Origin of the sequence: Mycetohabitans rhizoxinica HKI 454 (assembly GCF_000198775.1) — a bacterium.
Classification (GTDB): domain Bacteria; phylum Pseudomonadota; class Gammaproteobacteria; order Burkholderiales; family Burkholderiaceae; genus Mycetohabitans; species Mycetohabitans rhizoxinica.
In genome coordinates this window covers 714,146-736,213 of record NC_014718.1, presented here as the reverse complement: position 1 = coordinate 736,213, position 22,068 = coordinate 714,146, and the positions used below count along the sequence as shown (strand labels likewise).

Annotated in this window: 18 protein-coding genes; 13 read left to right on the top strand and 5 right to left on the bottom strand. The window is 58.6% G+C overall.

Annotation, left to right across the window (positions count from 1 at the left end; genetic code table 11):
* Window positions 1–10: 10 nt before the first annotated feature.
* The 5 genes from RBRH_RS14895 to sctT are packed head-to-tail and all read left to right on the top strand — an operon-like array spanning window position 11 to window position 4,490.
* Window positions 11–709: a type III secretion protein HrpB4 gene (locus RBRH_RS14895; protein WP_049786562.1), complete on the top strand. Its 699-nt coding sequence runs from the start codon at window positions 11–13 to the stop codon at window positions 707–709.
* Window positions 607–1,773 (top strand): type III secretion system stator protein SctL, encoded by a 1,167-nt coding sequence (gene sctL, locus RBRH_RS14890; RefSeq protein ID WP_232509388.1) that lies wholly within the window; start codon window positions 607–609, stop codon window positions 1,771–1,773. The genes RBRH_RS14895 and sctL overlap by 103 nt, the downstream gene beginning before the upstream one ends.
* Complete coding sequence (gene sctN, locus RBRH_RS14885) at window positions 1,770–3,149, top strand: type III secretion system ATPase SctN (protein WP_013428964.1); 1,380 nt, start codon at window positions 1,770–1,772, stop codon at window positions 3,147–3,149. Before sctL ends, sctN begins: the two co-directional genes overlap by 4 nt.
* 10 nt (window positions 3,150–3,159) lie before the next feature.
* A complete protein-coding gene (locus RBRH_RS16815) occupies window positions 3,160–3,681 on the top strand; it encodes a type III secretion protein SctO (protein WP_013428963.1) in 522 nt (173 codons plus the stop codon).
* Entirely contained in the window at window positions 3,678–4,490 is an 813-nt protein-coding gene (gene sctT, locus RBRH_RS14875) for a type III secretion system export apparatus subunit SctT (RefSeq protein WP_013428962.1), read from the top strand. The genes RBRH_RS16815 and sctT overlap by 4 nt, the downstream gene beginning before the upstream one ends.
* A gap of 198 nt (window positions 4,491–4,688) precedes the next feature.
* On the opposite strand, the gene RBRH_RS14870 is transcribed toward sctT, so the two are convergent.
* Window positions 4,689–5,357: a hypothetical protein gene (locus tag RBRH_RS14870; RefSeq protein ID WP_013428961.1), complete on the bottom strand. Its 669-nt coding sequence runs from the start codon at window positions 5,355–5,357 to the stop codon at window positions 4,689–4,691.
* Window positions 5,358–5,856: 499 nt separating this feature from the next.
* A complete protein-coding gene (locus RBRH_RS14865; protein ID WP_157864581.1) occupies window positions 5,857–6,489 on the bottom strand; it encodes a DUF3455 domain-containing protein in 633 nt (210 codons plus the stop codon).
* A 424-nt stretch (window positions 6,490–6,913) separates the two neighbouring features.
* On the opposite strand from RBRH_RS14865, the gene RBRH_RS14860 reads away from it, so the two are divergent.
* Window positions 6,914–8,368 (top strand): helix-turn-helix transcriptional regulator, encoded by a 1,455-nt coding sequence (locus RBRH_RS14860; RefSeq protein ID WP_013428959.1) that lies wholly within the window; start codon window positions 6,914–6,916, stop codon window positions 8,366–8,368.
* Between the two features lie 93 nt (window positions 8,369–8,461).
* Window positions 8,462–10,363 carry a type III secretion system outer membrane ring subunit SctC gene (gene sctC / locus RBRH_RS14855; RefSeq protein WP_370645078.1) on the top strand — a complete coding sequence of 634 codons (1,902 nt, stop codon included), beginning with the start codon at window positions 8,462–8,464 and terminating at the stop codon, window positions 10,361–10,363.
* Here sctC and RBRH_RS14850 read toward each other — a convergent pair.
* Complete coding sequence (locus RBRH_RS14850) at window positions 10,340–11,230, bottom strand: response regulator transcription factor (protein ID WP_013428957.1); 891 nt, start codon at window positions 11,228–11,230, stop codon at window positions 10,340–10,342. The genes sctC and RBRH_RS14850 overlap by 24 nt on opposite strands.
* A gap of 1,289 nt (window positions 11,231–12,519) precedes the next feature.
* On the bottom strand, window positions 12,520–13,104 hold the full coding sequence (locus RBRH_RS16560) for an HrpB1 family type III secretion system apparatus protein (protein WP_013428953.1): 585 nt from the start codon (window positions 13,102–13,104) through the stop codon (window positions 12,520–12,522).
* A 1,067-nt stretch (window positions 13,105–14,171) separates the two neighbouring features.
* On the opposite strand from RBRH_RS16560, the gene RBRH_RS14835 reads away from it, so the two are divergent.
* The 6 genes from RBRH_RS14835 (at window position 14,172) to RBRH_RS14815 (ending at window position 21,369) form a co-directional block, all read left to right on the top strand.
* Window positions 14,172–15,254, top strand: coding sequence for a cell surface protein (locus tag RBRH_RS14835; RefSeq protein ID WP_157864580.1), 1,083 nt, complete (start codon window positions 14,172–14,174; stop codon window positions 15,252–15,254).
* Entirely contained in the window at window positions 15,163–15,522 is a 360-nt protein-coding gene (locus RBRH_RS21185) for a YadA-like family protein (RefSeq protein WP_013428950.1), read from the top strand. The genes RBRH_RS14835 and RBRH_RS21185 overlap by 92 nt, the downstream gene beginning before the upstream one ends.
* 408 nt (window positions 15,523–15,930) lie before the next feature.
* Window positions 15,931–16,854, top strand: a complete 924-nt coding sequence (locus RBRH_RS14830; protein WP_049786559.1) for a GlxA family transcriptional regulator — start codon at window positions 15,931–15,933, stop codon at window positions 16,852–16,854.
* Between the two features lie 48 nt (window positions 16,855–16,902).
* Window positions 16,903–17,802 (top strand): EAL domain-containing protein, encoded by a 900-nt coding sequence (locus RBRH_RS14825; protein WP_041754901.1) that lies wholly within the window; start codon window positions 16,903–16,905, stop codon window positions 17,800–17,802.
* A 64-nt stretch (window positions 17,803–17,866) separates the two neighbouring features.
* Window positions 17,867–19,879: an LTA synthase family protein gene (locus RBRH_RS14820; RefSeq protein ID WP_041754900.1), complete on the top strand. Its 2,013-nt coding sequence runs from the start codon at window positions 17,867–17,869 to the stop codon at window positions 19,877–19,879.
* A gap of 665 nt (window positions 19,880–20,544) precedes the next feature.
* Window positions 20,545–21,369, top strand: coding sequence for a helix-turn-helix domain-containing protein (locus tag RBRH_RS14815; RefSeq protein WP_162145573.1), 825 nt, complete (start codon window positions 20,545–20,547; stop codon window positions 21,367–21,369).
* A gap of 358 nt (window positions 21,370–21,727) precedes the next feature.
* On the opposite strand, the gene RBRH_RS14810 is transcribed toward RBRH_RS14815, so the two are convergent.
* Window positions 21,728–21,937, bottom strand: a complete 210-nt coding sequence (locus RBRH_RS14810) for a hypothetical protein (RefSeq protein WP_041754899.1) — start codon at window positions 21,935–21,937, stop codon at window positions 21,728–21,730.
* Between the last annotated feature and the right edge of the window lie 131 nt (window positions 21,938–22,068).

Genomic DNA, 22,068 nt, shown 5'->3' with positions numbered 1-22,068 from the left:
GATGGTCGCTATGTCGCCTTTCGACCGTGCCGCTGCAGCGCTTCAAGCATACGACCGTAATATACGCGATGCGATTTGCTGGGCGCACCCATCGTGGCTCGCCGGGGCGCTGGGCGTCGATGTCCGCGTAGCCGAAACGTTACGAGCCGAATTGTCTAGTGGCCCGCGCACGCTGCTAGACAAAGCCTCCTTCATTCTATGTCGTGCCAGCGGCGTGCGGATGCCCAGCATGGCCTCATTTCTTGCGCCTGGTGCGGTGATGTTCGATGCGCTTCCGCCCGAGCAGGGCTTGCGCATGTTGAGAGTGCGCGCGTTGTTGTTTCGTAGTGCGCAGATCCGTCACCTGATTGATAAGGGAAGCCGCATGCGCTTGGCTGACTGGACAGGTGTTCCTCTCGACTCGATTGTGCAGGCATCCTTTGGCGCACCCGATATCGCGGCGTTTGAGTTGGGTGGAACAATGCTGTCATTGGATGAAATGGACGCGCAGACATTGGCGCTGGAAGGCTACTTTTTGGTGATCCGGGATGAAGAGGGTGCTGCGGCCATGACTACGTCGCGTATGCTGCTACGGCTTGCGTTGCCGCGTGATGCCGGGCCGTCGCGATGGCTCAATGGACGCGTGGGCGGACTGGACAAGCAAGGAACGCGCAATCTGATAACTCATTTAAGCGCGTGGCTGCCGGAGTGGAAATGGCTATTTGGCTGAGGTCACCGTATTGTTTGCCCGAAACGCTCGCTGCTCGCGTTGGCGCCGACAGCGACATCATTCCGGCGCAGGAGTTTGGCGCACTGATGACTATTGAGCAGGCCTATGCTCAACTGGAAGCGGATCGGCGTGCGGCAATCGAGCGTGCAGAGAAAGAGGCTGCTGCATTGATCAGCGCAGCGCGCGATGCTGCCCAACAAATAATTGATGATGCCAAGCGGGAGTATGAGATAGCAGCAGAACGCGGGTATCAGGAAGGAGAGCAGCGCGCGCTGTCTGAGTGGATGGAGCGGCTGGCGGACCTGGCCAACGGCGAGCGTCGGATGCAGGTCCGCATGCGTGAACGACTGGCGCAGATAGTGACTGTCGGTGTCGAACAGATCGTACAGGTGCAGCATAGCGACGCACTGTTCGAGCGTGCGTTGGAGGTTGTCGATCGAATCGTCGAAGGCGCAGCATATGTGCGGGTGGTTGTCAGCGAGGTGGATCACGACAAGGCTTGTGTTGCATTTGAGCGCTTAGCAGCGCGGTGGAGGGAAATGGGACGCCCGTTTCCACTCACTGTCGTTGCGGACCGGCAATTGCCCGCCGGAAGCTGTATTTGTGAATCAGACTTTGGTTCAATAGATGCGAGCCTTGCTACTCAGTTGCGGGCCATGCGTACCGCAATCACAAGAACCCTGAAACGGTCGTTGGTTGAGATGGAAGAAACCGGAAAGGGGATGGACCGTGTCGCACAACCGGACGTCCGACTGCCCGACGACGGCGATGAAGACCACCTGGACGACGAGTCGCATAACGCCGGCGATCCTCAGACACGCGTTTCTTTAATGGACGACGATGTGTGTGCCGATGGGGCAGGTGACGAGCAGATTTGGGATGACGATCTTGTTGGTGCTACGAATGTGGAAGAGGACGCCACGGATATCGGCGAGGATGCTACGGATGTCGAGGAAGACGTCGCGGATGTCGATGAGGACGAAGGCGAGTTGGACGACGATGCGGATGTCGCGTCGGACGAATGGGGCCGATTCACTCGTGGGGAGTCGGAGCACGCGCCATGAATCATGTATATAACGTCGGCTGCACCGGCGAGGCCGAATATGAGAAAGCGCTTGAGCTTGATGCGCATCGCCTGACCGATGCAATCGAGAAGGCCATTCTGTCGACCCGGGCGATCGCGCGCAACGGTAAGGTGCTGGAGGTCATCGGCACGCTCGTGAAGGTCGGCGGATTAGATGTGACACTGGGCGAACTATGCGAGCTGCGCGCGGCGGACGGCAGCTTGCTGCAGCATGCCGAGGTGATTGGTTTTACGCGCGACGTGGCATTATTGTCGCCGTTCTCGCGGTTGGAAAGCATATCACGCTCGACCCGAGTGATCGGGCTTGGACGTCCGCTGTCGGTTCCCGTCGGCGAGGGGTTGCTTGGCCGTGTGATTGACAGCCTGGGCCAGCCGATCGATGGGTTCGGTCCCATCGACGCGAATGAGGAGCGCCCAATCTTTGCGGATTCTCCCGATCCCATGAGTCGCCGTATGATCGAGTATCCGCTGGCCACGGGCGTGCGTGTCGTGGATAGCATGATGACGCTCGCGGAGGGCCAGCGCATGGGCATTTTTGCACCCGCTGGCGTCGGCAAGAGCACGCTGCTCGGTATGTTCGCGCGCGGAGCGCAATGCGACGTTACGGTCATTGCACTGATCGGCGAGCGGGGCCGTGAGGTGCGGGAATTCGTCGAGTTGATTCTCGGCAAGGAGGGCATGGCACGATCGGTGGTCGTCTGTGCAACGTCGGATCGGTCCTCGATCGAGCGCGCGAAGGCGGCGTATGTCGCCACTGCAATTGCCGAGTATTTCCGAGATCGCGGTCAACGCGTATTGTTGATGATGGATTCGCTGACTCGGTTTGCCCGTGCGCAACGCGAGATTGGACTGGCAGCGGGTGAGCCACCGGCGCGACGCGGTTTTCCGCCGTCTATTTTTGCGGAGCTGCCGCGGCTGCTGGAGCGTGCCGGCATGGGTGCGACCGGCTCGATTACGGCGTTATATACGGTATTGGCCGAGGACGAAAGCGGTAGTGATCCGATCGCGGAAGAAGTCCGGGGCATCCTGGATGGCCATATGATCCTGTCGCGCGAGATTGCAGCGAGGAACCAGTATCCGGCGATTGACGTGCTCGGGAGCCTGTCTCGCGTCATGTCGCAGGTGATGCCCCGAGAGTACGTGGACGCTGCCGCGCGCGTGCGCGAATTGCTCGCAAAGCACCGGGAGGTTGAGATGCTGCTGCAGATCGGTGAATACCAGCCTGGGGGGAATCCGCTTGCTGACGAGGCGATCGCCAAGATTGACGCAATCCGCGATTTCCTGGGCCAGCGTACTGACGAGTGGGCGGACCCCGACGATACACAGTCCCGCTTGTTCGATCTGGTACGCAACTAGCGGGAGCGTCATGCGAGGTTCAGACCGCCGAATCACTGCGTTGCGCCGGGCGGTAATTCGCCGAAAGCGCATAGAAGATGAATTGCGCGAAATGCTCGCTCAGCAGCGCGACGAACAGGCGACGTTGCTCCATAGCTGTGAAGACAAAGGCACCCAGATCGAGCGGGAGCGGGACGTAGTGCGCGCCAATGAAGAGCGCATTGCCCAAATGATGACCGGCAGTAGTTGCTTTTCAATCGCTGAAATGCAGGCTTCGATGCGATATATGGATCTCGTCACGGATCGTATCCGAGTGTTGCAACGTGAGTTGGCTGCGCTCGAACAGCAGTATCGGGAAAAGACCGATGAAATCTCCCGTACCGCACAAGCCATCGCGAGCAACCGTGGGCGGATCGATGTATGCGAGCGTCGCATTGGCGTGTTGCGTCGCAAACTCGACGAGCTTGCGAGCGACATCGCTGACGAGGAAGCCGAGGAGGCGGCGTTAGCACGGGCCAGGAACTATATACGATCAGGAACGGGGCGACGATGAACGGGCTATTGGAGATCTATGGCGAGTACCATGAAGCGATTCATGGCTATTTGGCAATGCTGACATTATGCTCTGAGCGCGCCTTTATCTTATTTTTCATGTTTCCGCCGACTGCCGACGGCGTTCTGCAAGGCGTTGCTCGCAATGGCGTTGTGCTGTTGTTCAGTTCATTTATCGCTTACGGCCAGCCCGCGTCTTTATTTGAATCGATGTCGGGCCTGATGTTTGTCGAAACTTTCGTACGCGAGGCCATCATCGGGCTTGCACTCGGCTTTTCGGCGTCGATCGTATTTTGGGTAGCGGAAAGTGCCGGAACGTACATCGACGATTTGACTGGCTATAACAATATCCAAATTACCAATCCGGTGCGGTCAGAGCAGAATACGCCAACCGGTACATTGCTGATGCAGATCGCCACCGTGGCATTCTGGACGCTGGGTGGTATGCCTGCACTGCTCGGCGTATTATACGATTCATACAACTGGTGGCCGCTTACGTCTCGTACGCCAGTTGCCGAGAATATCCTCCAGAGTTTTGTATTGCATCAAACGGATACGTTGATGCAGATGACGGCCAAACTCGCTACGCCGATTATGTTCATTCTTCTGCTGGTGGATTTGGCCTTCGGCTTTGTTGCCAAATCAGCACAGAAGCTGGAAGTCATGCAATTGAGCCAACCCGTCAAAGGCGCATTGACMGTCCTGATCCTCGCGCTGTTCGTTGGCATCTTTGTCGAGCAAGTCCGTGGGCAACTCGTGCTTGCAGGATTGGGGGACTACATGCGCGAGCTGGCGCACGGACTGCGGTGAAGAAAGAGAGGGCCATCGACAAACACACCTCTGGCGTCAGTAATATCCAGGCAGGAGCGGCCCGATAGCTGTGCACGGGAATGCATCGACACGTCAACCGTTACTACCGTAGCTGATTATCAATTCAGCGACCAGACTGGCCACCTCTGCATCGCGGTGGATGAAGCCGGCTGAATTCGCCTGCTGGGGGCGGACGATTCAGCCCATCCCAAAAGGCCTGAAAGCCATATGAAGCTGTTGCATCATAAGATTAACCTGCATATCGACCATCATGACAAACTGCATAGCATTAAGGCTCTCCTGCACTTTGCTTCTGTGGCGGGCCGGTAAAGCGTCTGCTGCCTTGTGGAGATCGTCTATAGCTGTGTTCTGGTCACTTTCGGGCAGAGAAGAAACGGCTCTGCTTGCGAGGCTGCTCAGCACATCGGCTCTGCCCCTGGCAGGAAGCTTGTCGCTTGCGTCGAAAATTTTGCGGAAGGCCGCTGACCGCTTATCTGGCGGCAGCATGCAGATTTGACTGGCAAGGTTGCTTAGTACGCTAGGCTGATCAACGGCCATCAACTCGCCGATCGCTTTGAAAAGCTTATTGAAAGCATTTTCTCGGTCTTCCTCGGGAAGGTGTTCAATTTGAGACGCAAGAGGCAGCAGCGGCTCTTGCCGGCATGATCGGGAGAATTTTTGAATTTCATCCAGCGCAGTTTTAAATTGGTTAAAATTTTTTACCTTGGGAACGTGTTTAACCGCTAACATGCCGCTTCTAACATCCTCGCCAATGACCGGGACAAACCGACGAGTTGTTAAGAGGAGATTCTGACGGTCTTCAGGTGGCACAAGGCGTGCAATTGGCCTTAGTAGCTCATTGGGCATATTGCAAGCCGGGATGCCGAAGGGGACGCCAGTGTGCGGGCTGCCGATGGCTCTTGCGCACCGTTATGCGTAGTGGTCTCGGAGCGATTTAGGAAGGATCGGATGGATGAGAGTAGCGGATTCATTGCATGCTCTTGTAACGAGAAGACTAGATCTAACCGCCTAAGCTCTTATCTTGTTCTCCCGCTTACGACAGCGGTAGCGAATGAGCCGAACAAGCTCCGCAAAACGCTCTTAGCGGCAGCATCGCAAAACCCGCCGAATAAGCAATGCTATCGAAGAGTTAAGCTGCATTGATCGAACGTGGGGTTACAAGGGCAAGCCAGCACCGGCATTGACCCGGCCACTGGCGTGCGGCGATCAGCACCGCCATCACCTCGCCATCGCGCACAGCGCGATAGTGACATGAATATGCATACGTACTTGCGCATTCGAACGGCAAAAGCCAGCCGGCGGCCCGTTATGGCGGAAACAAGAGCACGCGCGGCCCGGTGGCAGACTATTTTACCTCACACGCAGACATGTCGAGCTTGCAATTTGCCTCGGTTGCCTGCTGCGCGACATCGTTCGCGGCGCCGCCCGGCGTGACGGGTTGGCCACGCCGATAGAACAAATAAGTCGCCGAGTACGGCACATAGAGCGCTGTGCGCTCGACCGTGCACACCGGATCCGGCGGCAGCCCGCCCGACGTTTGCACGCGTTGTATCGATGTGATGTTGGCGAACCTGCCGGCTTCTCCGGGCTCTGCAGAGGAATGGACGGCGGTCAACCGTTGCCACGGCAGCGTCGATGCGCTGATTATCTCCTGCGCAAGCAACCTTGTCACGACGTAGCTGCCATCGGTTGCTATGAAATATCCGCCCGGTGATATAACTCCCGCACTGTGGCGCGACGCATCGACCAGTGTCGCCAGCGTTCCGGTGGCATGCCAACTCAATTGATTACCGTTGCGTTGGCATACATACGTTTCATTCCCGTGTACGCGGAAGACTTCCTGCAATACCTCGACTGGCTTGGCTTGAAGCGAGGCGGGCAGCGTGCTGTTCGACGGCGGCACATCGGGCGCCGCACAAGCCGCCAGCCCTAGCGCACAAGCGCCCGACACCAGTATGGTGGCGCGTTGGCCATGCACGGCTGGCCGGCTCGTCAGCTGCCTGTCGTTACCGCTTGACGGGACTCGATGTGCCCGCGCCCATTTTAGAAGACATGTAAGAGGATTCACCGTGCGGTATCCGTCAAGATCGGCTGGAAAGAACCGAAGTACAACGCTATCGGGCCGCGGCCGATAGACGCCACGCGAAACGATGAATGACCAGGCGTAGTAATGGACTGCTGTCTACAGCCCGCCGGCGGCGGTTCCGATATGCTCTGTGCCGTTGTCGCGTGCCTAATTGCGCGGAAGAATTTCAATAGTCCTCAAAATATAGCAGTTTGGTCAGATTTGTTGAAAATGTTGCAGGATGGTTCGACTAGATTCCGATATGTCAGACCCGCAAGGGCGCTTGTAATGACGTCGTGCGTCAGGCCATGAGGCGCGCGCATATTGGAGTCTCACGATGCTCATAACACCGTATTTCCCGTTGGCTGCAGCCCTGTCGTCGAAAAACGTGCCGGCCGAGTTTATGAACAAGTTGATCGAAGCGAATCTCACTGCCGCAGGTGGCCAAGCAAGCCGGTGGGGCGAGGATGAGCGCGAGGATCAACAGGTCGCCGGGCTGCTGCAACTGCATGCCGATATGCAAATGACGCTGGGTATCGATGACGAGGCAGAAACGTCGTATCGGCGCGCGCAGCGCGCGGTGCGGGAGTGTGCTCATGCAGTGCGGGCCGCCTCTTGTCGCAATGCTGGCTGGCAAGCGCTGTTCCGCTGCCGGCTGGCGACGGCGTTGTCCTGCTTTGTCCGTCTGGTCGACGACGCGGAGTTGGATCCGTTGCAGCGTCTGGAGGCTCAGTTCGGCCTGGTGTGTGCATTGCACGAGCTTGGACAGGGCCGCTTCCTGCGCGATGCGATCAAGCAGCTGATCGAGCTGGCCGAGGAGGCCCCGCCTGAGGTGGCACAGCGCTGGCAGGAGGTTGTGCTGACGCTGCGTCTGGATATCGCGGTGCAGCGTGAGTTGAGGTTATCGTCCCAGCTTGGTGACCACGCCTACTGGCTGTCTGGCGCTGTTGACGAACGATCGCTTGGCAGCCGTGACTCCGGTGCGCTGATCGAAGCGCTGGAGACCGATGCGCAGCGCGTTCAGATGCCGTTGCTCAAGCAACGAATCATGTACTTGCGCCACTTGCGACTGTTGTCGCACGGCGTGCGCGACGCAATGATGAATATCCAGCAACACTTGGACTGGGCGGCGCGTAACGGATTGTCCGAGTATGGGCGATCAACCCGGATCGAGATTGGATTGGCGGCGTTGCACGCAGGCGCGCCCCAGCTTGCCGAGTCGGTGGTGGAGTCGCTGAACCGTGTTGACTACGTCTCCAGCACCGGACGCCGGCAAATCGACTATCTCTATTGTCTTGCCAAGATCAGGCAAAGCCAGGGTAAGGTCAACGAGTCGATGCAGTACTACACGCGCTATGCGGTTGTCTCAACGCAATGCCTGCGGGACGACTCCCAGGCGTTGGTGTCGTTCTCCAGCCGTGCGACGCCCCAGACGGGCCAGCTGGACGACATCAGTGCGCGGCTGCCGGCCAAGTACCGGCGGGCATATCGATACATGCAGGAAAACCTGAACCGGCATGACCTATCGGTGCGCGAGATCGCCGCGGAGGTCGGCGTGACCGAGCGGGCGCTGCAAAGTGCTTTCAAGAACTTCCTCGGATTGTCTCCAACCGAATTGATTCGCCGCCAGCGCATGGAGCGCATCCGGGCGGAGCTGTTGAGCGACTCGCTGGAGAGCGAACGCAGCGTGCTGCGCATCGCGAACAAGTGGGGCGTGCAGAACCGGTCGACGCTGGTGAGCGGGTATCGGAAGGAATTTCAGGAAGCGCCGTCGGAGACGCTCGACCGGTAGACGAATACCCTTCGATCGCCGTGCGTGTCCGACCGTGGGTGAAGGATCTATGCAACCTTGACAACGCGTAAATCGATGACAACAATGAACTGGATGCAGACAACCCGGGGTGTGGTTTCAGCAGGCGCGGGCACGATGCGCAAGAAGCTGGTGTGTGTGGCATGCATTGCGTCGCTTGCCCTGTCCGCCACGCCGGCCTTCGCCGATGACATACCGATACGCTGGCACAGCCGGATGGTCCATGTGTCCGTGGAGGGCAAGGATATTAAGGATGTCCTGCGAGACTTTGCGTCTAGCCAGGGTGTGCCCGCAACGATATCCGGCGATGTTCACGGCAAGGTCACGGGCCGTTTCGACATGCCGCCGCAACGATTCCTCGAGACCTTGGCGTCGACCTTCGGATTTGTCTGGTTCTACGACGGAACGGTGTTGTCGATCAGCGACGCGAGCGGCGTGACACGGCAGGTCGTCCAGTTGCAGCACGCGAGCGTCGACGACTTGAAGGCGGCACTCGATCGACTGCGGATCACCAATCCGGCCTTCCCGTTGTCTTACGACGATACCCGCAATACGGTACTCGTCAACGGGCCGCCTCAGTATGTACAGCTGATCGCCGAGGTGGCGCGGCGAGTCGATGCGGCCGTGGCGCGGCAAGCCGGCTCGCAGGTACGTATTTTTTCACTCAAGCATGCGTGGGCCGCCGACCATAATGTCGAGGTCGACGGACAGCGCTATGTCGTTGCCGGTGTGGCCAGTGTCTTATCGGGGCTGTATCACCCTGAGAGCAAATCGGCGCTGGGCGGATCGGGAGACGGCCCGCAGAGCGGCTTCGCAAAGGCTTACATGCGGCGCGTCGATCCAATGGCTGACGCCGGCGGCAATCTCGGCGGTACGGTAGCCGGCGGCGGAACGAACGGTCCCACAGTGTTGATGCCCCCCTTGCCGGACAACATGCCCACGGGTACGGTGTCGCCGGGTCTGGCCGGGTTGCTGGGCGGGATCGGCTCAGGCAGTCGTACCGCGGGCGGGGGCATAGCCGGGCTGCCAGGGCAAGGTACGGGCGACTATGGTGGCGGTGCCGCACGCTACACGGCTGGCTTCTCCAATGACCTGGGGCCGGCCGCCGATACCGCGTCACTACCTGTCATCCAGGCGGACGAACGTACCAATTCGGTGCTGATCCGCGATTTACCAGAGCGCCTGGCCCAATACCAGTCGCTGATTGACGCGCTTGATGTCAAGCCACGGCTGGTGGAAATCGAGGCTCACATCATCGAAGTTGACGATGACGCGCTCAAGCAGATTGGGGTGGACTGGCGGGCACATAACAGTCATGTCGATTTACAGACCGGCAATGGTTTGCACAGTCCCTCGTCATACGATGGCACCCTCAATCCCACATTTACGTCTAACAGCAGCGACGGCACGACAGTCATCAGTACCGCGCCGCTTGGCGCGTCCCTGACGGCTGTGCTGGGCAACGCCGGGCGCTACCTGCTGGCGCGGGTAGATGCGCTGCAAAGTGCCAATCTCGCGCGTATCGACGCAAGCCCGAAGGTCGCGACATTGAGCAACGCGGAAGCCGTCATGGATCACAAGACACGCTTTTTCGTGCGCGTGGCCGGCTATACGTCGGCAGACCTGTACAGCGTGTCCACGGGCGTGTCATTGCGTGTTCGGCCCTTGGTCGTGGAGGAGGACGGGCGTACACGGATCAAGCTGGAAGTTCACATCGAGGATGGGCAAGTGACCAATCAGTTGGTAGATCATATACCTGTTATCACGACTAGTACCATCAATACCGAAGCGTTTGTAGGGCAGAACGAAAGCTTGCTGATAGCGGGATACCGAACAGACTCCTCGTCCAACCTCGAAACGGGGATACCGCTGTTGTCTAAGATTCCGCTGATCGGCGGCTTGTTCCGATACCGTAGCGACCAGCGCAGTCATATGGAAAGGATCTTCCTATTGTCACCGCGCATCATTGAATTCTAGGAGCGGCGCCACGGACGCCGGGCACTGCCATTCGTGCCTGGTTTCGAGCACGCATTCCACCGTCGGATTGACGCCGTCGTGGCGACGTAAAACCTTTTCGTCGTCGAGCGACATATGGGCAGTGGCAAGCGGAGCCTCGAGGGGGCCGCCTATCATCGCCGACGTCGCGGTATCAGCCTCGATGGATTCAATCCGATAGCCATGTGCATACATGGTGCGCAGACGCAGGCCATGCGTGCCGTGCAGTTCCAGCTTCTTGCGCAGCTTGTAAATATGCTGCTCCAAAGTCCGGCCCACGATGTCCTCGGAACTGCTCCATACCGCGCCGGCGATTTGCCGACGGCTGACATATTCCCCGTAGTGTGAAAACAGCAGCCAGGCAATCGCGAATTCTCGTGGTGTCAGCCGCACCGCGTCGCCGTTGATGCGGACAATGCAGGTATTCGGATCGAGACGATAAGGGCCGCACTCGATTACGCCGGCATGGTCTGTACGACGGGTGACATTGAAGCGCCGGATCGCTAGATGCACCCGGAGCAACAATTCGCGTGGATCGATGGGTGTGAGCACAACATCATCCGCGCCGGCGTCCAGCACATGCACGATACTCGCCCGGTCCTCGAGCGCCCCGATGACGATCAAGGGCGCGCGACGGTCCGCATAGCAGGCCCGGCGCGCGAGAAATGGGCGCAAAGGGTTAATTCCGACGGCTGAGTCGACCAGGATGGCGTGAAATTCCTCACGATAGGCTGCACGGGCGAGCGCCACATCGTCGACGAACTGCTGGCATGGCTCGTCGTCGGCCTCGAAGCACGCTTCGATGAATTGGAATAAACCTTTATTCCCGGTAAGAATGGCAATTCCCATTTCTTCTCCAGTAGATTCTTAATTGAACCGCTTTTCGCGACTGGCGCTATGTCAGAGAGCGGGCAGGGATGCGACATTCCGACTGTACGGCAATATGAGTGCCAACTATGTAACGCGTTGTTTCAAACAAGCGAACGTGCATTGCTTTATCCGCATTGTAGGGGAGTTGTCATAAGAGTGCGGTCCACCATTTGTCTCGCTAAGCGGAATTCGAATTTTTGAGATTTGGAGGAGCGGCGCGCCCGTTGGTATTATTGGGTACCGCTATGCAGACCCTCCCCAAGCTCATGCAGCCCGCAAGCCCAGCGTAGCGGTAGTGTGATGGCTGTCACAGCGGACAGTACAGCGGATAATGGTTGACGGGAAGCTTACGCTAAATTGATGTGTATGAATTTTGAAAGGATATTGTGATATTCATACCAGCGATATATTTTGACGCCTTAAACCTGCAGCCTACTGCAGGTATGGCATCGGCATGGGTATCGCGCCATTAGAGCAATTACTCTTTATTGCGAGACGTGGAAACTAGTATTGCGGGTACTGAAATTCAAGTTGATTAAGCATTGAGCTCATGCTGCGTGGCACCACACCGCGCCGGCCATATGCGTGCGACTGACGTATCGGCCGTAGCGTGAAAACAGCAGCCAGGCACACGCGAACTCCCGAGGCGTGAGGTTGAGCCGGCGTTCGCTGAGCGTCACCAACCAGGACCGGCGATCCAGCCGATAGGGAGGATACGCGAGAATATTGTTGCCTTGTGGGCGGTGCTGGCGCGTCAGCCCTTGATTGGCAAAACGGATTCGAAGTATCAATACGCGAAATTTCAGCGGCGCGACCATGAATCGTCGGCGCCCGCGTCCAGTAGCTCGTTGACATGCACGCCGCTATCTGTCTGTATACGACGATGATCGGCACGCGTCACACCGACGCACAGGATCGACACATCATGAATGGTTTCAATACTTCGATGCCGGATCGTGGGTCGATGGCGATGGCATTGACGGGTTCGGAGCAAMCTGTTTTAGCCAGTAAGGTTGCATCGACAAACATTCGACAAACGACTTTTGCCGGCGTTACGTGTCCTGCGCCAGTATCAAAAAACGTGGATCGAAGGACAGTGTTGCGAGTTTCATTGGTTTTCTAGATCGCCCTGCATTAAAATGCTAGGCAATTGATGCGGCCGCGCGTTGCTGCGCCGTTTGCATGTCAATCCGTCCGACTATCGCCGCCGGTTCTCACCGGGATCGTGACGGCGCGGCGGTACACCGTGTCAGTACGGTAATCGGCATTCAGCGTGCGCATGCCACGGCACGCTCGATCTGGACGCGTATGTGCTCGTGATCGTCGCTGTCCACCTCCGAGGTGTGGCCCCCTGGGCGCATATCGAGCTTAAGAAAAGTGGCGACCACGGACAGGGCGATCGGATTGCCGTCTTCCAACACCAGCTCGACATAGCGTCGCCACTCAGTGTCCCGCAGGTGATAAAGGCAACACGCGATCAGCGCGGCGCAGGCCGCGCCGCCTTGATGTCGTGCCTCAATCGACTTGAGCACGCGCAGCGCGCCGATCCAGTCTGATTGCCGCACACGCAGATTCGCTTCGCTGAAGTCGACTTGTGTTGATGATGGCTTGAGCACGCGCAACGCCAGCAGCAGGTCGTCGAGATCTTCGGATGGTACACTGGCCATGCCCAACGCGAAAAGCCGTAGCAGCGCGCCAACTGTCTTGTCGCTGCAGTTTAAATAGGAGGCGCGGCGAACGGACGATAGCGCATTCATGGCGATGTCACAGTGTGTTATCGGACTTGACGTGTCGCCGATCACGCGCCGACGACCCTGTCGATGGTATGCCGACAGGGACAGTGCACCGGCCATGCGTGCGAACTCGTGTATGAATATCGGAAATGGGTGCTCGCGTCAGGCTGACTTCGCGTCTGGCGGCGTGCGCAACAGATTGCATGGGGTTGGGTTGACCTGATCATCGAGCGTTTCATGCTGATAGGCGCGTGGTTCGATAACCACGGGCCATCCGTTGGCTTTATACCTTTGTCGCTTGGGCTTGTGTCGCATTGACTCTTTAACATTTATAAGTAATGCTAATTACTGTTTTGTTAAGGATGACGACAGATTGAGGTAGGGGTAGAGAGGTAGAGGGTAAGGCTGGGTTATGGCGTGGCTTAATCGGCGACGCGTCATCCGATGATTGCGCGAGTCACCCTATGACGATATCGATGTATGTCCAGTTTGTGCGCCGATAGAAGTTGGTTCAATGCTATCCGTACCAGCCCTCCCGTATCAAAGCTCGCATTGATCGCATGCCATATCGATTTTGTTTGCTACCACTGTGTGGTAGACATCGGTAACGAGCATGGGCCGTCATGTGGTTCGTTGACTGGGTCGACGGCTTCGCATAGCCGCCATGGTGGCCCACGATTGTCGAATAAGCTTCTGCTCCTCGACACTGTCATCGCGGTGCGATTGCATTCTTCACCTGCAGCCGATTTTCAACTGCATTGTCAGCACGAAGCGCGAATGTACCAACGCGTGATCCGGCCGCCGCGACCACGCGGCTTTTGCGTAACTGCGCCTTCCCGCGGGGGCGTGTGCGATGCAACGGGACTCCGGATGTGCATCAGCTGCCGTAAAACACCGGTCGGTCCGTGCCGTAACAGTCGATATCTAATCGCGTTCGTCTGGTGCGACATTGGCGATATGTTGCCGCTTGGATGCGACTTATATGGCCTTTGTAAGCGGAATAATTTAATGAGCGTGCCCAATTTATTGGCGAATTTTGAAATTGCTCAACGAGTTGCATATGGCCCAGCCGACATATCCCTGTTGCATTCCGCACGAATATTCTTGTCCGATTGCATTCGGAAGTGCGCAGACATACATTCCGCTTACATCCCGATCCGAGGTCAAGCGCCTACAAGGGGAGTCGAATGAGCGAAGTCATGAGAGGTTTCGGTTATGCAAGGCCAACGTTGATGCAACAGATCGCGTTCGGGTGTCGCTCGAATTACTTCATATTTAGGGTATCGGGTAATTTGCGCATGGTTGGCATCGCTGCGGGAATAGCGCTTTCACAAGCGGTAGCGGCCGCGGATAATGTTTATGTTAATAATAATGGCATTGGCCCGTTCGACCCTGCCTTTTCAAGTGTTGCGAGAGACGTTGCCGACTATCGCAGCGTTGCCCCATTATCTCCAGCGGTGTCGCCGGTTCCACGACGCTTGCAATCCAGTAGCCAGTGTAGCTTGACCAGTGCTGGCCCTCAGAGCAACAATGAAAATAGGAAGTCACCCGCTACCCTCAAGAGTCCGCAAATTCTGCCTCACGTTAGCTCTGAACTGGATCAGGATTTCGACAGGATGGATCGTAAAATTGCGGAGCTGATTAAGGAAGGTCAGGCTCAGTGGGCAGCCATTGAAATGGCTGCCCCTGAGAGGGCGGAGCCGGACTTCCCGTCGTCCTCGCATGTTCGTCCTGCGCAGCTGTACGACTTGGGGGAGCGTGCATCCATGATGGCGGAGGCGGCTGGACTGGTCAAGGAGGCGTTATCGAATTGGGAAGAGGCCAGCCAACAATCGGAGACGATCCGTCAGCAGTCCGCCGCTGAAACGCACATGAAAAACGTCTACGCGCATTTGTTCGAGAGAGCAAAGGCGCGCATGGCTGCTGCATCGCCGGTTCCCACTGAAGATGGTAGCGTTGTCAATACATCTTCCCACGCAGGTTTGCCCGAGATTGGGCATTCGGACTCGGACCAGCATTCGGAGTTGGTCCGATATCCGGACTCGGACCGGCCCGCACCGAGCGAATCAACATCCGACAGTGAACCCACTCATTATGCCCTACGTCGCGAATTGCTGCATTCGTTGGTCACTGAGCTTTCGACAGCGCCGTTGAGGTTGCCCCCGGGCATTAGCATCGATGACGCCCGCGTGTCCGTCGGGGCGCCAGGTAGCGAACGCAGAATTGTCAACGTCGCGCGGTGGCACCCACTCCACCGACGCAGTCAATAAGGCGCAATTGGATGAGGCTGTTGCCCGCGTTGATGGCGATGCGTCCGCTGGCATCGCGTCGGCGATGGCAGTTGCCGGATTGCCGCAACCCACTTCTGCTGGACGAAGCATTGCGACTGCATCCAGTGCGTCGTACYKCGGTAGGCCCGGCATGGCATTTGGCGTATCGCACGTGACCTCGGATGACCGTTGGGTGATAAAACTTGCCGCAAGTGCCAATGGACGAGGCTACTTCGGAGCGGTCGCGGCAGGCGGCTTTCAATGGTAATGGAGTGGTCGATGGCTTGCAACACGACGTTGCGCGTGGTCCGGATCGATGAGGCTTGCCCCATCCGGCCCGTGCTTGGCGCGGCGACGGAGCCGAATCGTAGCACAGGTGGCCGGGCGGGCCTGGGTCTGTGGACATGTCGTGGCAGCCCGCTGTGGCGCCGGCCAAATGCCAGGAGGTGCTCACCGGAAAGATGAAAGCAAACCAGCGGATACCCGCCATTAGTTTTCGCCCATCCGACGCGCAGTGTTCGAAAACCGSCAATGAAGCTTMCGATGCATGTTGATGCATTGGCTCTTGCCAAAGATAGTTTYGACAGGCCATATGGGATACTTAAGACATACAGAGTTATTGGAGGAAGTCAGAGGCGAGGTCGGGKCAGCCAAAGCCTCAACTGACCGGGTCGTCGTGATCTTTCTCTACGAGTCATTCTCGCTGGCGGACGTCGCTGCGGTAGCGGATGTGCTGAGCGTCGCAAACCGAGTGCTAGAGCGCAGCAACGAATGGCGCAACCGCTACGTGGTCAGGCTGATGTCCACGCGTGGCGGCGTGATGGCGTCGACCTCGGGCATTCGTGTGTGGACGGACGGGCTCGACGCCCGCTATTTCGGCGCTTCCACGGATACGGTGCTCATTGCCGGCGGCCCAGGCGCCCGCGCGGCTTCCGAAGATTTTGGGCTGGTCGGCTGGTTGCGTAAAATCGGTCCATCCACACGAACTGTGTGTGCGGTGGGCGAGGGCTCGATGGTGCTGGAAGCAGCCGGCGTGCCTGCTTGGCCTGAGCAAAGCCTGCGGCGCATCCGTTCCTCGCCAAAGCCGGGGCCCGCGTCCGGTTGTGTTTCGGACTGCTATCGATCCAACGATGGCTTTTTTACTGCGATGTCACTGGTTTCGCGTGATTACAGTCAAGAGGTTGTCCGGGACGTAGCGGAGTTTCTGATGCCCCGTTGCGCGCGCCGCGTCATCGAGTGGATGGGGCATCCGACCGCGGCAGTCAGCGACACGATTCGTGCCGCGGCGCGCCGGTTACAGTCCGGATGCGAGCGCGCGTTATCGATTTCAGATGCAGCACGGGCGGCGGCCATGAGCGAGCGTAATTTCCTGCGCCGTTTCAAGCTGGAGATGGGTATTACGCCGTCGGAGTTCCTGCTCCGTTGCCGCTTGGAGAAGGCATGCGAACTGCTAGTCCGCTCAGACTTGCCGGTCGACAAAATTGCCCGCCGTACCGGCTTGGGCAGCGGTGTTCGGCTGGCGACATTGTTCCGTAAGCGCATGTTCACGTCGCCGACATCTTACCGAAACGCCGCCCGGCGACGCATGGATCAACCCTGATCGTCTTGCGCGTGGCCGGCCAGACGCGCAGTGCGATGCAACCATCGGATGAGTGTGGCCGCGACGGGCGATGCTGTATTATGGCGGCGGCTTACCCGAGTGACGGGTGAACGAATGATCATGGATATGCAAAACAGCTTGCGCAGGGAGCTGGATATCTACACCCGGCGTTCCAAGGCGTTGGCTGAGGCAGCATGGATCGACGCCAGCCGAGTGATCGATCTCATTGTCCGGGATGGCTTGGATGTGCGCTACATACCCAAGATCGCCGCGTCGGATTTGCAGTGCGTTGGATTTGAGGCCCAGGCCCGTCTCAAAGGCACAACTGGGCGTGCCGGAACGGACAACTTCCTTGGTTGCTTGGAGCGTACCGGCATCGTCAGCCCAGTCGATGTGTGGCTCTGTGAGGAGGTCGAGCAGGCCATTGGCCGATGGGCGCAGCGCGAGATGTATCCGGCTGTCTCGATCAAGCTTCATCCTGACACGATAGCATGCGGTCCGGCATTGGACGAAGTGATCAAGGCGTTGCGCTACTTGAATGTCGAGATAGAACTCGGCGCGGGTGTGCCGCTTGCCAAGGATAGCACACTAAGCTGTGTTGGGCGCTTGCGGGACAGCGGTGCAAAAGTGATTATTGATGACTTCGGTGCCGGCTATACGAACTACCAACGACTTGCCGGCACGCATTTCGACTCGATAAAACTGGATAAGAACCTGGTTTGCGGATCGGATGGTGCCCGAGGTCGCGTCGTTCTCGCCAGCGTGTGCGCTCTCTGCCGGAAACTCGGCTTGAAAGTCATCGCCGCAGGCATCGAGACGCGAGATCAGTTGGAAATCGCTAGAACGCTGAATATCGATTTTTTCCAAGGCCCATATTTTGGGCTGGAGTTGTCGTGGGACGAGGCAAGCGAGTATTTTGCCATGCAGCGCGTGCGTCACACGGCTTGAACGGTCAAGCTGAGCGAATATGATGCGCTCGTTGAGATTTGCCAGGTCCGCACTCCTCGTTCTGATGACGGGCAGTGTTAGCTTCGAGGCATTTCGCATTGCTTATTTGTTTTACTACGGCGGTGCCGCACAAGTGTTCGACAACGGCGCTGAGGTGTTGCACGCGCTTTGGATAGGTTGGCGATTTGACTTGAGGGTACTGTCGATCGCGATCCTGGTGGTGCTGCTGCCGGTCTTCGTGGTGACGAAGTGGCGCCCCCTCAAGCGCGCCGCCGGGCTGCTGCAGCGCCTGTCGATCGCAGCGATACTGCTGTGCGTGAACCTCGGCTGCGCTTGCCAATTCTATTACTACGATTTCTATGGCAGCCCATTCAATCCGATGGTGTTTGGATTGCTGGGCGCCGATCCATGGGGGATGCTGGCGGCGGCGCGAAGTCAGTATCCGGTCGTGCGATGTGCGCTACTGATGGCGGTCTTCACCGCTTTACAGATGTGGATCATCCTGCGGCTTTCCGGGAGCGCGCGTGCCGAGCGAAACGAGCAAGCACAGCCTCGCGAACGCATGCGTTGCGTGCTGGACAGTACGGTGCTGGTCGTGTTGCTGCTCGGCTTGGCCCGTGGTGGCCTGGGCGAGTCCGCGCTCGACTCACACGACGCGGAGATTTCCTCGCGCGGATGGGTCAATGACTCGGTGCGCAACGCAGCACAGGCGCTATACGACGCCTATGTCGACCGGCGCAGCCAAGCCAGAATCGACGAAGATCCTGCATGCCAATTGGCGCGCTATGGGTTCCGCTCCACCGATGAACTGGCCCGTGCGGTTGGCGCTCCCTCTGGTGCGCCGCCGGATCTGGAAAGCGTGGTGTTCCGCCGCACCCCGGAGAACCGATTTCTGGCTGCGCATCCACCCCATGTGGTTTTTGCGCTGATGGAGTCATGGGGTGCGCATCCGCTCGAATTTAGCACGGCCTCCACCGACCTGGCGGGTGTGATGGCAGAGCACTTGCAAAGCGATTACCTGTTCCGCAACGTTTTCCCAGCACGGCTTGGCGGCCACGCGGCGCTCGAGGCGCTATTGCTCAACTCGCCGGTTTCGCCGCTGACGCAAGGTGACCAGGGATTTGTCACCTATTCGACATCGGCCGCGCTGCCGTTCAAGGCTAAAGGCTATCGAACCGTATTTGTTTATGGCGGCTGCGGTGCGTGGCGGTCCGTGGCGCGTACGATGCGGCGTCAAAACTTTGACGAAGTGTATGACATGGCAGCCATTATCGGCAGGTACCCGGACGCAAAACGCACGATCTGGGGCGTGTACGACGAGTACCTGTTTCGATTCGCGTTCGATTTGCTGGCCACTCGCGATGCGCTAGGCCAGAAGATCTTTCTGTTCGTCATGAGTACAACGAACCGTCCCCCTCACACCGTGCCGAGTCATTATTTACCCCCGCCGCTGGACTTGAGCGACATGCGCCGGCATTTTGCAGCCGATTTCGACAAGGGTAGCCGCATGGTGCAGACGTATCAGTATGCCACTCATCAGCTGGGCATGTTCGTTAGCCGGGTTGAGGCCGCGCCATTTGGTAGCAAGACCATTGTCGCGGCAACTGGCGATCACAACATGCATGGGCTGTTTCGGTATCAGCGGCCGGAGCAGAGCCGAGAGCTGTATCGTGTACCAGGCTTCTTCCGTGTGCCGCCGCAGTACCGTCCTCGTTTCGTGCCGGATTTGGAACGCTACGCCGGGCACGCAGATTTCTTTCCGACGCTATACCATCTCGCGCTGTCCGACGCGCGCTATCCGGCTTTCGGGCACAGTCTGTTCGCGCCCGCTGCGCCGGCCGAGCAATTTGCCGTGATCGGTTTCAAGACGATGTTCAGCCGCGACGGCGCGATGATGCCGCTGGTGGGCGAGCCAGCCGCATTTCGCTGGCAGCGCCCCACGTACGCGCTCGTGCCGGATGAGGCGCCATCAGCGCTGCTTCGCGAGCAGGCCGTACGGGCGCGGGCGCGGATTGCACTGGCGGACTGGTATGTGCGCTACCAGGTCATTCGTGCGCGCACGGGCGAAGGATACTGACCGACATCGGCCGGCGCACAACGGATATCGATCGGGCAGCATCGGGCCCACCCTGGCACTGGCATGATCGCCGCATTTGGCGCATAGCCTGCCGATTCGAGACCTGCTCGCGAGACCTCGATGACCGTCCGCCATCTTGAGCCTTGTTCGATCCCGCGGTAATCCTGACGCTGCCGGTGTCACCGCGGCTTGCTGGTGACGCAGCCTGGCCTGCGGCAGAACGCCTGCGTCGCTTTAGGTTCCCGTCACGTTGCAGCCGCAGCACGCTGCGCAACTGTTCGCGTGCTTCGACTTGCACGTAGAGGAGGCGCCGCCGCAGGCGCCGGTGGCAACCCGTGCCAACCTCGTCGCGCAGATGCGCGAGGATCCCGTGTTGGGTCCCCTCCTGGTACTCAGCGAGCCGCGCACCAGCATACTGTTGCCGCTCAATGCAGTGCTGGCCGCCCATGCGCTCGCCCCATTGGCCAAGGCCAACGGCTGGAGCCGCGAACAGGCTGGCGCGTTAATCGACGCATTGGTATTGATTTCGTCCATGCTATGCAGTGTGATCTGCGTGTGTGGGTCGAAGGAGCCCCGCCGTGCCGGGCGGCGGCCGTATGCGTCACGCGGTCGCATTCACAGTGCAGGACGCGATTCATGCCGCAGGCACCAGTATAATTTGCGCCATGATCCTCTCTATTGCCGAACACCATGCCGGGCCACATGCCGATGCCAATGCCACGCATCGTGCAAACGCGGCGAGCTGTCACAGCGTGCACCACATCGACGAGCGTGTTGCGCTCGACAGCGGCGAGTCGAAGCAGCGCGACGTGTCGCGCTGCTCGAGCTGCGCATTGCGCAACCTATGCTTGCCGCCGGAATTGTCGAGCGACGACATTGAGCAGTTTCATCAGGTCGTCAGCACGAAGCGTCTGGTGCGCCGTGGCGACGCGCTGCATCGTTGCGATGATCCGTTTCGCCATATCTTTGCCATCAAGACCGGCTCGTTCAAGACGGTTACGGTGCTGCGCGATGGTCGCGAGCAGGTTACCGGCTTTTACTTGCCGGGCGACGCGCTGGGCCTCGATGGCGTGTGCTCGGACCGCCATCGTTGGGACGCCATTGCGCTCGAAGACAGCTTAGTGTGTACGGTGTCATTTGCGCGGCTCGAGGCGTTCTGTCATCGGCAGCCGGTGATGCAGCGGCATCTGCACCGGATGCTCAGTGGAGAGATCGTGCGCGAATCCGGGCTCAGCGTATGGCTGGGCACGATGAACGCCGCCGAACGCGTGGCGGCGTTCTTGCTAAATCTATCAAAGCGCTTCGCCGTGCGGGGTTATTCGCCGAACGAGTTTCAGTTGAGAATGACACGGGCGGAGATGGGCAGTTATCTGGGCTTGAAGCTTGAAACTGTGAGCCGGATATTGTCCGGCTTCAGCCGGGCAGGGCTGGTCGACACGCAGGGTAGGAACATCCGGATCCTCGATGCGGCTGCGCTCGCCGCCGTCTAGGTGTGCCGGCGCCTGCCCCTGGACGGGGGCGCTATCTGGCGTGCCGTGCATCACCTGCAGGTGTTGCCCGCCGTTGATTGGCGAATTCGCGCTGGTCACGAAGCCTGCTTCTGCTGACCCGAGATAAGCCACCCGTCCCGCCTACTTCTTGCGGTTGTCCAAGCCCACCGACCGGGATTGGCGGGATGAGAGGAGCAATCCATTCGCGCATGTGGGTAAAACTTTGCCGGCCAACCCAAACAGCGTATTGATACCGGATTTTTGCGCGGCGACGAATTATTCCGTGGTCACGATATTCACGGATATGTTTTTGGGACGTTAGAGACGGACGCGGGCCTGGATGACTTCGCCGGCAGAACTACGACGCGGAAAATCGCACGCGCGAGCACGCATCGAGGATCGATTGGCCGACCCGCGTCAGCTGCGGCGAGCGGCCGCCGCAGGCCTGATCGTGTAATACGACGAGTTGGCGCTCGAGCAGCGTGCCAAGTTCGGCGCGACTCAGATCGATCTGGTCTGGCGAGTGCTTGATGAGCATGAGCGTCGCAAATTCGTGTGGACTCAACATTCTCGGCTCCTGACTAACAACCCCGGTTCTGTAGAAATGACTTGGGCTTGCAAAAAATCCGGTTAAATATGCCAATTCCCCCCGGCGGCTAAGATAATTCGTCTTCCACCACTGGATGGCATTTTTGACTG